Raw genomic sequence first — 13,898 nt, forward strand, 5'->3', positions numbered from 1 at the left:
CATGCAGCTGTCATGGAGTTTGCTATAATTGAAAAATGACACAGCGAATCGATCAGCCTTTTCTTACAGAAATTAAAATGCCTCCTTTTGTGGAGCCTGAAATATTTACCGATGCAAACGCGGCAGTTGCCGCGTTGCGCAAGCTTTATGACCGCAACACCGCATTCCTGCGCACAGCTTTTGAGCAATTGGCAAAGGGAGAGGTTCGTCCTCAGCGGTACCGCGCATTTTATCCAGAAATCTGCCTGTCCACATCCAGTTTTGCACATGTGGATTCCCGTCTCGCTTATGGGCATGTGAGCACACCCGGCGATTATGCCGCGACAATTACCCGGCCCGATCTGTTTGAGCATTATCTCAAGGAGCAAATCCGCCTGTTGATGCGCAATCACGGCGTGACAGTCACGGTTCAGGAATCGAGCACACCAATTCCAATCCATTTTGCCTTCATGGAAGGCACTTATGTTGAGGCATCGGTTGCCAATGCCTTCACATATCCAATGCGCGATCTGTTTGATGTGCCTGATCTTGCCGCAACAGATGACAAAATCGTCAATGCAGACTTTGACCCGATCCCCGGAGAGCCAATGCCGCTGGCACCGTTCACGGCACAGCGTGTTGACTATTCTCTGCACAGGCTTGCGCATTACACAGCAACCAGTCCCAAGCATTTCCAGAACTTTGTCCTGTTCACCAACTATCAGTTCTATATGGACGAATTCTGCGCCTATGCACGCAAGCTGATGGCTGAAGGTGGCGGCGGCTATGACAGCTTCGTTGAGCCCGGCAATGCAATAACACGCGCAGGCGAAACTGCACCTAGCAATGGTGCTGCACTACAACGTATGCCGCAAATGCCCGCCTATCATCTGCAACGAGCAGATCATTCCGGCATCACCATGGTCAATATCGGTGTCGGACCATCCAATGCAAAGACAATTACCGACCATATTGCAGTTTTGCGCCCTCATGCATGGGTCATGCTCGGGCACTGTGCAGGTTTAAGAAACAGCCAGCAGCTCGGTGATTATGTGCTGGCCCATGCTTACATGCGTGAAGACCACGTTCTTGATGACGATCTTCCGGCATGGGTGCCGTTGCCAGCCCTTGCCGAAATTCAGGTGGCACTGGAAGAAGCGGTTGAAGAAATTACCGGCCTTGAGGGATATGATCTTAAACGCATCATGCGTACCGGCACGGTCGCTACTATCGACAATCGTAACTGGGAATTGCGCGACCAGCGCGGCCCTGTTCAGCGGTTATCACAGGCGCGAGCAGTCGCACTTGATATGGAATCGGCCACCATTGCCGCCAATGGTTTCCGGTTTCGTGTTCCCTATGGCACGCTGCTGTGCGTTTCCGACAAACCACTGCATGGCGAATTGAAGCTGCCCGGCATGGCCACGGAGTTTTACAAGCGTCAAGTTGCACAGCATCTGCAAATCGGCATTCGCGCAATGGAAAAAATCGCAGCCATGTCGGATGAACGGTTGCATTCACGCAAACTTAGAAGCTTCTATGAAACAGCCTTCCAGTAAGACAACAGATGCCGAAAGCAATGTTTTCGGCATCATTATCACGCCGCAATCAGCCGCTAGTCACCCATGATGTCAAACACTCGCGACACAATTTCATTGACCCTGCTGATCGTCGCTGTTGTGGTATCAGTACCGCTGGTGCTGGGTTTTCTTGGATCAGCACATCCGATATTCGATTCATTTGCGCATTTTCGGCCACAGCTCGCAATTCTGATGGGATTGCTGGCTCTGCCGCTTCTGTTCACGAGGATGCGGCGTGAGAGCATAATGATCCTGCTGTTTGCCATCCTTGCTTTCAGCACAACATTGGGTACAACGCGCAATCTGCTCGACAGATCCACGTCTGCGCAGAGCAATGCGCCAACAAGCGGCGCCCGCTACAGTCTGGTACAGATCAATCTGCGCTATGACAATCCAGAACCAAAGCGCGTTTTGCAAATGATTGCCCACGAAAAGCCTGACATTATCACCTATCAGGAAGCCGGCCCGGATTAGGCCATGTGGATCGATATTCTCAAAAGCACATATCCCTATCATTTTGAATGCCGCAAAAATGGAAGCAATATGGGAGTAGGTATTCTGTCTCGCCGTCCGTTCAGTGAAGGCAGTGAACAGGCCTGTCTGGGCGATGACCACCTTGCCATGACTTCAATCGATTTCAGCGGTACAAGCGTCCATGTTGCATCCTATCATGCCACACTTCCATGGCCGTTCAATCAGGCAGCGATCATCGATGTGCTGGTGCCGGAATTGCAGAAATTCAATGGGCCTTCAATCATCGCAGGTGATTTCAACGCAACACCATGGAGCAATGCGGTCCATCGCATCGAAATGGCTTCGCAAACAATGGCAATGACTGGAATCGGCGGCACATGGATGCTCCAGAGTCTTCCGGTCACACTCGCGCCCTATGCCGGTCTGCCCATCGATCAGATTCTTGTAAGCCATGATATTGAAGCACCTGTTGCAGCTGTGCGTGAGGATGTGGGCTCCGACCACTTGCCTGTAAGGCTTGAGTTTTCAGTTCCGCTGCCAATACGTCCAGATACAGACGAGCCAGAAACGCAGTCAGTCATGCTCCAATAAAAAGGCGGTTTCAAACCGCCTTTTTCAATTATATGGATACGCAAACAGGCCTTCGCCGGCATTTTTTCACGGCGGGCGAGACGGACACAGTTCCCATAAACATTACATGTTTACGTAAACAGGTCCTTCGCCGACATTTTTCACGGCGGTCGAGACGGACACAGTTCCCGTAAACATTACATGTTTACGTAAACAGGTCCTTCGCCGGCATTTTTTCGCGGCGGTCGAGACGGACACGGTTCCCGTAAACATTACATGTTTACGTAAACAGGTCCTTCACCGACATTTTTCACGGCGGTCGAGACGGACACGGTTCCCGTAAACATTACATGTTTACGTAAACCGGTCCTTCGCCGCCTTGTGGCGGAACCCAATTGATATTCTGGTTGGGGTCCTTGATGTCGCAGGTTTTGCAATGCACACAGTTCTGCGCATTAATCACATAACGCACATCCTTGGCCTGCGGGTCAGCAGCAGAATTGCCATCTGCATCCACCCATTCATAAACACCTGCCGGACAATAGCGCGTCGATGGGCCAGCAAAAACATCATGCTCAGATGTCTGTTGCAGCTTCATATCAGCAACCTGCAAATGTACCGGCTCGTTTTCGTCATGATTGGTATTGGACAAAAACACCGATGACAAACGATCAAAGGTCAGAACACCATCCGGCTTCGGATAGTCGATCTTCTTGTGTTTTGCGGCTGGCTCAAGGCTCTGCGCATCGGTCTTGCCGTGCTTCAATGTGCCGAAAAATGAAAAACCAAATAACTGGTTTGTCCACATATCAAACCCACCAAGCGCCACACCCATAACTGTCCCAAGCTTCGACCAGAGCGGCTTGACGTTACGGACTTTCTTGAGATCCTTGCCAATTGCACTGTCGCGCCAGCTGTTTTCAATCTCGATCGGCTCGTCATTGGCACGACCGGCGCTCAAGGCTTCTGCAATCTTGTCGGCTGCAAGAATGCCCGACAGAACCGCGTTATGGCTACCCTTGATGCGCGGTACATTGACGAAACCAGCCGAACAGCCGATCAGCGCTCCACCCGGAAATGACAGCTTGGGTACCGACTGGAAGCCGCCTTCTGTAATCGCGCGTGCGCCATAAGACAGACGCTTGCCACCTTCAAACGTATCGCGGATTGCAGGATGCGTCTTGAAACGCTGAAACTCTTCAAACGGCGACAGATATGGGTTCTTGTAATTGAGATGCAGCACAAAGCCGACTGCAACCATATTATCTTCAAGATGATAAAGGAACGAGCCACCGCCGGTCTTCATATCAAGTGGCCAGCCAAAGGAATGCTGCACCAGACCAGCCTTATGCTTTGATGGATCAACCTGCCAGAGTTCTTTCAGACCAATACCGAATTTGGCTGGCTCACGACCTTCATCAAGCTTGAATTTTGCAATCAGTTCCTTGGTAAGCGAACCGCGCGCACCTTCACCAATCAGCACATATTTGCCCAGCAAAGCCATGCCGCGTGTATAATTTGGACCATGCGTGCCGTCACGCTCAACGCCCATATCACCGGTCGCAACGCCGATTACAGCACCTTCATCATTATAAAGCACTTCGGTCGCGGCAAAGCCCGGATAGATTTCAACACCCAGCTCTTCAGCCTTGGTGCCAAGCCAGCGGCAAACATTACCAAGCGACACGATATAATTGCCATGATTGCTCATCAGCGGCGGCATTGCGAAATTTGGCAAACGCACCGAACCCGCAGGACCAAGCAGCAGAAAATGATCATCGGTCACAGGGGTCTTGAACGGATGCCCCTCTTCTTCGCGCCAGCCCGGTAAAAGCTGATCGATGCCGCTCGGATCAACAACGGCACCAGACAATATATGCGCACCGACCTCGCCGCCTTTTTCAAGAACGACGACTGAAAGCTCCGGGTTAATTTGCTTGAAACGGATAGAAGCAGCAAGACCTGCAGGGCCTGCGCCAACAATCACCACATCAAATTCCATGCTTTCACGTTCGGGGCTTTCGCGTTCAGAAAGTTCCGGATTCGCGATTGCCGGGGCGTCAGACATTCCATGCCTCCATCAGATTCACATGTCCTCACTATTTCAGTGCGAAAAATGCATCCAGTTATTTTTTCTCATAACCCCATCGCGATTAACGATAAACGTTACCGCAAATCGAGTTTCCCCATATTGGCCCTACCCTCTCGCAGAGTTAAGGACTGTCGCATATGCGTCCAATTGTCCAAAAAATCTCCAATTACTACAATAAGTAATATTTACCTTAACGTAAACGTCAATTTTTAAATCAATAAAATTCAGCATTGAGGCATTCTGCCGCAAACAGAATTTATACTAAGACGATCACTTTAAAGCAGAAAGCAATGACATGCTCTTGCTTTCAGAGCCAAAATTCGCCACCTCATTTGCTGAGGTACAAGAATGAAAAATGATCGTGAAATGCTGGATATGGAAGGCTTGCTGCGTTTTTATGCAGAAGCAGGCATAGACATGCCGCTTTCAGAAACACCTGTAGATCGTTTTGCTGCCCCACCCCCCACATCAACACGGGTGCCGGATACGCATTCTGCTGCAATGCCAGGCTCGCGGCCAGAGCGGACACAACAGCCGCCACGCGCAGCAACGCCTTCGGCGTCAAACAGACCTGTCAAGGCAGCGTCCGACGTGCCGGACAATGCACAGATAGAACTTGCCCGGGTGGCCGCAGCGCAAGCACGTTCACTGGAAGAATTGCGCGAAGCGCTGGCAGCTTTTGATGGCTGCAGCCTGAAATCAACGGCCAAAAACCTGTGCTTTGCTGATGGTGATCCGGCATCCGATATTATGTTTGTCGGCGAAGCGCCCGGACGTGATGAAGATATGGAAGGGCTGCCTTTCATGGGCAAGTCAGGGCAACTGCTCAACGGGATGATTGAAGCTATCGGACTGAAACGCGAAAATATCTATATTGCCAATATAATTCCATGGCGTCCGCCCGGCAATCGCCCTCCAACACCGCTTGAAACCGAACTATGCCGCCCGTTCATTGAACGGCAGATAGAGCTTGCATCACCCAAAATTCTGGTCGCGCTGGGCGGGCCTGCTGGCAAGTTGCTGACAGGAGCAACCGAAAGCATCATCCGTATGCGTGGCAACTGGAAGATCCACACCACTGCGTCGCGTATCAATATTCCGGTCATGCCGACCCTTAATCCTGACTCGCTTTTGCGTACCCCTGCGCAAAAGCGCTTTGCGTGGCGCGACTTTCTTGATGTAAAAATGAAGCTGGCTGAATTACGCGATTGATCTTCACATATTTCAATGGCATCGGCAGAAGCACTGTCACCAGCAAGCCGCAAATGCCCGGTAATTGACTGTTTGATTCTTAATTCAGTTCTTCACGGAGCTTTTCATGGCCGGTCAGCTTTTGCCCATCGCAGCACTTTTGGCGAGCACATTTTTAATGCTGCTTGCAGGTGGCCTCGCAGGTATTCTGCTGCCTATTCGCGGCGGTCTCGAAGGCTGGTCGACCACAACCATTGGCTGGATGGGGATGACCTATTCGCTTGCCTTTACAATAGGCTGTATCGCCATTCCGCATCTGGTGCGGCGTGTCGGGCATGTTCGTGTTTTCTCGGCACTCCTGACACTTTTATCGATTGCCTTGCTACTCCATTCGCTGATCATCAGCCCATATGCATGGATGATTTTTCGCGGCATTGCAGGTTTCTCACTGGCAGGCTCCTATATGATTATTGAAAGCTGGTTGAATGAACGTGTCACCAATGAATCGCGTGGCCGTGTTTTTTCGATTTATATGATCATAACAATGCTCGGCCTGATGTGCGGCCAGTATATTTTGCCATTTGGAGATGCCAGTACCCAGACCCTCTTCATCATCTGCGCCATCATTTATGCAAGCGCACTCCTGCCTACGGCCCTATCCAGTGCGCAGTCCCCAAACCCTCTCACACAGGTCAGGATCGATCTGAAAAGCCTCTATCGCCGCTCTCCGGCAGCGGTTATCGGCTCACTGATTGCAGGTATTGTCGCGGGAACATGGAACTTTCTTGCTGCTATTTACGGCGAGATGAATGGGCTTTCGACCTTTGGTATCGCGACGATGCTTGCATGTGCGATGATCGGCGGCGTTATTTTCCAATATCCGCTCGGACGCGCTTCTGATGTCGTGGACCGGCGTTATGTAATGGTGATCGCAGGGGCTGTCGGTTTTATAATATCAATGATCATGCTGGTCGTGCATCCCACTTCAACCTATGCACTTTATGCGATGATGTTTTTCTTCGGTTCCGTTATCTATCCAATTTACAGTCTCAATGTGGCCCATGCCAATGACTATGCCGACACAAGCGAATTCGTAGAGGTTTCAAGCGGACTGCTCATTATTTACGGTGCTGGCAGTGTCATTGGCCCTGCACTATCGGGTCCGCTTATGGACATGATGGGGGCATCCGGTTTCTTCGTCACCATGGCGATTGCCTATGCTGTTTATGGACTGCATGCCTATTGGCGTATTCGCCGTTTTGAACGGCCAGCGGTCAGCGATCAAAAAACTGAATTCAAGATCTATACACCGGATGGACAACCGACACCTGAAACCATGCAGCTCGATCCGCGTGCGGAAGGTACGTCCGGCCAGTCCTGATTTTCACTGGGTTTGTTGCGGTGTGTTTTTCTTGTGTGGTTCAATCGCCAGCTGGTGTTCGCGATAAATAATATAGCCCCCGGCGCCCATGACAATCGCGCTGCCCAACAGCATTTCCAATGTTGGAATATCGCCAAAAAAGAAAAATCCTATTCCGAGACCAAGCAGCATGGAGGTATATTCAAACGGTGCAATCGTACTCATCGGTGCATGGCGATAGCATTCGGTGAGCAGAATTTGCGCGATACCGCCCGCGATACCTGCACCGATCAGCATACCAAATTGTGGCAAGCTTGGCATGACCCAGCCGAATGGAATACTCACCAGCGAAATAACTGTTGCTGAGATCGAAAAATAAATAACAACAGTCGATGTGCGTTCGGTCTGAACCAGGCGACGCACCAGCATCATCGCAAAAGCAGCCATGATTGCGCCACCAAGTGCTGCAAGAGCGCCCAGTGCCTCACTATGCCCGACCTGACCTTCTGCAAACAGGGTCATACGCGGCCATATGATAATCAAAACGCCAATGAGTCCGATTACCACAGCACTCCAGCGATACATTCTGACAACTTCATGCAAGATGACCGCCCCAAGAATGACTGCAATCAGCGGCGAGGCATAATTAATGGCGATTGCTTCGGGCAAAGGCAATTTTGTCAGGGCATAAAAGCTTAAAGACATAGCCATGACACCGATCATCCCGCGCCAGAAATGGCTGAACCCGTGTCGTGTATGAAGAATGCCCGATATTTTTCCCCGTAGCGCAAAGTAAACAAGGATCGCAAGAACTGCAAAAAAGGAACGGAAAAAGATCAACTGTCCAAGCGGAATACCGTCCGCGGCCTTGAGCAAGGTTGACATGCCAACAAAGACTGCAACCGAAGCAACTTTGAGACTGATGCCCAGCATTGGATTGTTTTGAAGCAGATCCGGTTCAGCCGCTTCATTGTCCTGTACATTTGCGGCAGCCGCGTCCTGAGGGGACTTCACAACGCAATTCCTTAATTGGGAGATATGAGAGCAAGGTGGGACATTATTATCAATGCGCTATTCATAGGCATGTTTGCAACAAAGCGCCAGACTTGTTCGCCCCAAAAAACAGCGATCAACTTCGCTTTTCTTGTCGTTTGCTAAAAAGCCGGATACGACTCCAGCATTAGAGCAATAACAAAGAAGAGTTTCGCAATGCGTACTGATTCCGGCCAGACATTCCGCCTTGAAGATTATCGCCCGACCCCTTACGCAATTCCAGAAACGAAACTCGATTTCACGCTTGAACCGGAAAAGACGCTCGTTCGTGCGGAACTGACGATTGAACGGCGTGACACAACAAGCGTTGCAACGCCGCTTGTTCTGGATGGTGACGAGCTGAAACTGATCAGCATCAAGCTTGATGGTAAAAAACTTAATGATAACAGCTATTCCGCGACAGCTGACAGGCTGGAAATTACCGATCTGCCAGACACCAGACGCTTTACACTGGAAATAATCACTGAAGTTAACCCGACCACCAATCGGCAGCTTTCGGGTCTTTATCGCTCCAGCAATGTCTATTGCACACAATGCGAAGCTGAAGGCTTTCGACGTATCACCTATTATTATGACCGCCCGGATGTGTTGTCAGTCTATACGGTGCGCCTTGACGCCGAAAAAGCAGCAGCACCCATATTGCTGGCAAATGGCAATCCTGTCGAACAGGGCATGGTTTCAGGCCAGCCGGACAGACATTTTGCCATCTGGCACGATCCACATCCGAAACCGTCATATCTGTTTGCGCTCGTTGCCGGTGCGCTTGATGTGGTGACGGACCATTTCACAACGCAGTCTGGCCGCCCTGTCGACCTCGCCATTTATGTCGAACATGGCAAAAAGGATCGTGCGCTTTATGCTATGGATGCGCTGAAACGATCCATGCGCTGGGATGAAGAAAAATTCGGGCGCGAATATGATCTCGATATTTTCAATATTGTTGCAGTGTCCGACTTCAACATGGGCGCCATGGAGAACAAAGGGCTTAATGTCTTCAATGATAAATATGTTCTGGCCGATCCTGACACAGCAACAGATGCTGATTATGCCGGCATAGAAGCCGTTATCGCGCATGAATATTTCCATAACTGGACCGGAAACCGTATCACTTGTCGCGATTGGTTCCAGCTTTGCCTCAAGGAAGGGCTGACGGTCTATCGCGATCACGAATTTTCAGCCGATGCACGCTCCCGCCCCGTCAAACGCATTTCGGAAGTTAAAATTCTTAAAGCGCAGCAATTTCCTGAAGACAGCGGCCCGCTCTCGCATCCTGTGCGCCCACGCCAATATAGCGAGATCAACAATTTCTATACTGCAACGGTCTATGAAAAAGGCTCTGAAGTCGTGCGCATGATCCGCACCATTATCGGCTCTGAGCTTTTCCGCAAAGGTATGGATCTTTATTTTGAGCGCCATGATGGTGATGCGGCGACAATTGAAGACTTCATCAAGGTCTTTGCTGATGTATCCGGGCAGGACTTTTCGCAATTTGCCCTCTGGTATGATCAGTCAGGCACTCCAAAAGTCGAAGCAGATTTTGATTTCGATGCGCTACAGCAAAGCTACACCATCAGGTTCAGGCAATCACTCGCTCCCACACCCGGCCAACCGATAAAAAAACCAATGCATATTCCCGTGGCTTTCGGCCTGCTTGGTTCTGACGGCAAGGATATGCAAATCTCGTCTGTTGAAGGCGGCAATGTTCATGACGGTATAATTCATCTGCATACCTCTTCAGAAACAATCACCTTCAAAGGCATTAAAGAGCGCCCTGTCCCATCGCTGCTGCGTGGCTTCTCAGCGCCTATCAATCTGATCATCCCCCTTGATACACAGGATTGGACGTTCCTTGCACTCAATGACAGTGATCCGGTTGCTCGCTGGCAGGCGCTCACCGTCATCCTCACACAGGCCTTGCTTGAAGGTGCAAAGCGTTTCCGTGGCGGACATGCGCCTGAAACTGATCGCAAAATCATTGAGCTTATAGGCAGGATCGCTTCTGACGAAACGCTTGATGCTGCATTCCGTGCTTTATGCCTGACCTTGCCCAGCGAGAGCGACATTGCGCGTGAGACGGGTGAGAATGTTGACCCCGACGCAATCTTTGCAAGCCGTGAGCATCTGATCGCTGCAATCGGAGCCGCTTATGCCAAAGAATTTTCCGGGCTTTATACAAGTTTGCAGCAAGATGGCCCATTTTCACCGGATGCTGCATCTGCGGGCAAACGCTCATTACGCAATGTTCTTCTCGACTATCTCAGCCACTATGAAAACAGCCCGGCACGCGCGGCGCAACAATTTACAAATGCCAATAATATGAGCGAACGTGCAGCGGCGCTGAGCGTGCTGGTGCACCGTTTTGGTGACAGCCACGAAGCGCAAAATGCGCTTTCGGCCTTTGAAAAACGCTTTGGCGATGACGGTCTGGTCATGGACAAATGGTTTGTCGTGCAAGCAACGCGTCCGGGTGAAAAGGCACTTGAAACAGTTCGGTCACTGACAAAACACAAATTGTTTTCGTTCGACAATCCCAATCGCGTGCGCTCGCTGATCGGTGCTTTTTCCGCAGCCAACCCGACCGGGTTCAACCGTAAGGATGGCGCAGCTTACAGTTTCTTTGCAGATATTGTTCTGGCCATTGATCCTGAAAACCCGCAGCTTGCTGCACGGCTTCTCACTGCATTGCGGTCATGGCGGTCTTTAGAAAATACACGCCGCGAACAGGCACGTACTGCCCTCGCCCGCATTTCAGGCACCCAAAAACTTTCGACTGATCTGCGTGATATCGTGGACCGGACGCTGAACTGATTCGCTACTCAATTATTGATTCCTGTGATTCGCCAGACCCGCCCCGAAAAGGGGCGGGTCTGATCATTTCAAGGCTTTTGGTGCAAAGCTGCGCCCATCCTTAAAACGGCTGGAATTTTCATGAGTCTTTTCATGGTGTTAGAAGAAGCATCTATCAAACTGATTCCAGTTAACAGGTTGAGATTCAACAATATTCCCCCTCCCGAAACCATATATTTTACTTCTCGTTAACGAATTTGCTGGACAGCGCGAATCACTTTTGATTCAGTAGCCATATTCGGTGATGGCGTATTCCGAAGCATTTCGAGTAGTAATTTCAAGTTCATACAGTTTTGGGTGGACAGCGCTTCTGGCGTATTTCTGGAACTGTTTCAGCATATCAGAGGGACCTATAGATGGTGAGCACCGACGCGTATAACGCGACGGCGGAGAAGAGGCGTGGCTCCGGCGGCAGGCGAAAGAAAGGCAGGCTCTCAGGTCATGCCAAGCTTCTCGCAGGCCCGGCCTACGGTAAATTCATGGCCGTAGAACCTTCGCTGCGCCGCCTGGTTCCAGCCCTCATCATCATTTTTCTGGTTATTCTTGGCGTGGCACGGGTTTTCTCAATGCTGTCCTGGCGCGAAGACATTGAGCTTCAGCATAAAGCCGCCCTGTCTGCTGCAACTGCCAATCTCGCGCAAATGATCGAGCGTGCCGCCAATGGCACCCAGTCTGGTGCGCAAATGTCGCCCAAAGATCTTGATAATATAATTGTTGAATTTCGATCACGCGGACTTTCATCCAGCGGTATGACTGTCGCACTGGTCAATGATGATTTTGTCATTGTCACCGCATCCGGCCCCGCAGCAGATATTGTGGGCAAGCAAGCCGATGATGTGTTCAGCGACATTCAGCCTCTCTTCATGTTTGCAGAACGTGCTGGCGTTCTGACAATTGTCATGAATGGTGAAGTTGCTTTTGGCACGGTTTCAAAGCCGATTACCGTTCCCTATGCGATCATCGCAGCAGAACCCGAAAGCACAATATTGGCAGAGTGGACTCGTGCCGTCTATCTGAACATAACTCTTTTTGCGGGCACGACCGCCATGATGTTTGCCATTCTCTACGCCTATTTCAGCCAGGCGGCGCGAGCGCGTGAGGCAGACGATCTTTCAGCCCAGATTCAGCGACGTATTGATATGGCGCTTGCACGTGGCCGTGGCGGCCTGTGGGACTGGGACATGGCACGCGGACGCATCTACTGGTCCCGATCCATGTATGAGATGCTGGGCTATGAAGCGCAGGACGCAGTGCTCGCTTTTGGCGACGTATCGGCAATCATCAACCCGGAAGACGGCGACCTCTATTCCATTGCTGAACAGGCGGCGGCAGGCGATATTTCCCATGTTGATCGTGTTTTCCGCATGCGTCATGCTGATGGCTCATGGGTCTGGATGCGGGTTCGCGCCGAAATCACCACTGAAAATGAACTGCATCTTGTAGGCATTGCCTTTGACGTCAGCGAACAGCACCGTTTCGCACAGCAAACGGCAGAAGCCGATATGCGTATCCGTGAAGCGATTGAGAATATTTCCGAAGCCTTTGTTCTCTGGGACGCCAATAATCGTCTGGTCATGGCCAATTCCAAATTCAGCGAATATGCGGGTCTGCCAGTCTGGACATTGAAGCCCGGTGTGCCACGCAATGAAGTTGACGCGCATACCCGCCCATTCAGCTTTGAACGCCGTATGGCAAACGAACATAATCGCGCAGGCGGGCAGACCTTTGAACGACAGCTGGGCGATGGCCGCTGGCTACAGGTCAATGAACGGCGCACACAGGACGGTGGTCTTGTGTCCATTGCAACCGATATTACACAGATCAAGCAGCATCAGGAACGTCTGGTCGAAAGTGAGCGCCGTCTGATGGCCACCATTCACGATCTGTCGATCGCACGAAAAGGCGAGCGCGACCGCGTGCGTGAGCTTTCAGAACTGGCACGCAAATATAGTCAGGAAAAAGAGCGTGCAGAAGCAGCAAACCGCTCGAAATCCGAATTCCTTGCCAATATGTCCCATGAATTGCGCACGCCACTCAATGCAATCATCGGGTTCTCGGAAATGATTCAGGCTGGCACATTCGGGCCGCTCGGTTCGGACCGCTATGAAGAATATATCAATGATATTCACACCAGCGGCAATTTTCTGCTCAATGTTATCAATGATATTCTCGACATGTCGAAAATTGAAGCCGGTCATTTTTCACTCGACCGTGAGGAAATCGATCTCTGCCCATTGATCAAGGAAACTGTGCGGATGATCTCGCTTCAGGCTGATGAAAAAAACATCACTGTCGAGACACGGATCGAAGAAAATATGCAACTCAATGCCGATCGTCGTGCGGTCAAGCAGGTGTTGATCAACCTTCTGTCAAACGCAGTGAAATTCACTTCACATAACGGCCACATCACCGTGCGTGCCCGCAAGACCGGATCAGCTCTGTTTATGACTATTCAAGACACCGGTGTCGGCATTCCAAAATCCGCCATACGAAAAATCGGCCAGCCGTTTGAACAAGTGGAAAACCAGTTCACCAAGTCTCATAGCGGTTCTGGTCTTGGCCTTGCAATTACCCGCTCCCTTGCAGAACTGCATGGTGGCTGGCTACGCATTCGCTCAACCGAAGGTGTAGGAACCGTGGTTGCAGTCTGCATTCCAGACCGCAAACAATGGACATCGACTGTTCTCGACAATGAAATTCATGCTGCCTGATTATCCAATAATATCAAGGCGCCAAGATGCTATCGCATCGC

Annotated in this window: 9 protein-coding genes; 7 read left to right on the forward strand and 2 right to left on the reverse strand. The window is 50.8% G+C overall.

Annotated elements, in window-relative coordinates:
- Window positions 1-35: 35 nt before the first annotated feature.
- The 3 genes from FHY56_RS05055 to FHY56_RS18140 all read left to right on the forward strand — a co-directional run bounded on the left by FHY56_RS05055 (window position 36) and on the right by FHY56_RS18140 (window position 2,624).
- Window positions 36-1,538, forward strand: coding sequence for an AMP nucleosidase (locus FHY56_RS05055; protein ID WP_140904094.1), 1,503 nt, complete (start codon window positions 36-38; stop codon window positions 1,536-1,538).
- Between the two features lie 66 nt (window positions 1,539-1,604).
- Window positions 1,605-2,033, forward strand: coding sequence for a hypothetical protein (locus tag FHY56_RS18135; RefSeq protein WP_235889427.1), 429 nt, complete (start codon window positions 1,605-1,607; stop codon window positions 2,031-2,033).
- A 3-nt stretch (window positions 2,034-2,036) separates the two neighbouring features.
- Window positions 2,037-2,624, forward strand: coding sequence for an endonuclease/exonuclease/phosphatase family protein (locus tag FHY56_RS18140; RefSeq protein ID WP_235889428.1), 588 nt, complete (start codon window positions 2,037-2,039; stop codon window positions 2,622-2,624).
- A 325-nt stretch (window positions 2,625-2,949) separates the two neighbouring features.
- Here the strand turns inward: FHY56_RS18140 and FHY56_RS05065 are convergent, their stop codons facing one another.
- Window positions 2,950-4,671 (reverse strand): electron transfer flavoprotein-ubiquinone oxidoreductase, encoded by a 1,722-nt coding sequence (locus FHY56_RS05065; RefSeq protein ID WP_140904095.1) that lies wholly within the window; start codon window positions 4,669-4,671, stop codon window positions 2,950-2,952.
- Between the two features lie 372 nt (window positions 4,672-5,043).
- Between FHY56_RS05065 and FHY56_RS05070 the strand changes: the two genes are divergently transcribed.
- Entirely contained in the window at window positions 5,044-5,907 is an 864-nt protein-coding gene (locus FHY56_RS05070; protein WP_140904096.1) for a uracil-DNA glycosylase, read from the forward strand.
- 106 nt (window positions 5,908-6,013) lie between these two features.
- Entirely contained in the window at window positions 6,014-7,267 is a 1,254-nt protein-coding gene (locus FHY56_RS05075) for an MFS transporter (protein WP_140904097.1), read from the forward strand.
- A 3-nt stretch (window positions 7,268-7,270) separates the two neighbouring features.
- Here FHY56_RS05075 and FHY56_RS05080 read toward each other — a convergent pair whose 3' ends face one another.
- Window positions 7,271-8,179: a DMT family transporter gene (locus FHY56_RS05080; RefSeq protein ID WP_140904358.1), complete on the reverse strand. Its 909-nt coding sequence runs from the start codon at window positions 8,177-8,179 to the stop codon at window positions 7,271-7,273.
- 276 nt (window positions 8,180-8,455) lie between these two features.
- On the opposite strand from FHY56_RS05080, the gene pepN reads away from it, so the two are divergent.
- Complete coding sequence (gene pepN / locus FHY56_RS05085; protein ID WP_140904098.1) at window positions 8,456-11,107, forward strand: aminopeptidase N; 2,652 nt, start codon at window positions 8,456-8,458, stop codon at window positions 11,105-11,107.
- 395 nt (window positions 11,108-11,502) lie between these two features.
- The gene (locus FHY56_RS05090; protein ID WP_140904099.1) at window positions 11,503-13,857 is read left to right on the forward strand and encodes a PAS domain-containing sensor histidine kinase; all 2,355 of its coding nucleotides are present in this window, start codon (window positions 11,503-11,505) and stop codon (window positions 13,855-13,857) included.
- Window positions 13,858-13,898: the final 41 nt, after the last annotated feature.

Source organism: Brucella gallinifaecis (assembly GCF_006476605.1).
Taxonomy (GTDB): Bacteria; Pseudomonadota; Alphaproteobacteria; order Rhizobiales; family Rhizobiaceae; genus Brucella; species Brucella gallinifaecis.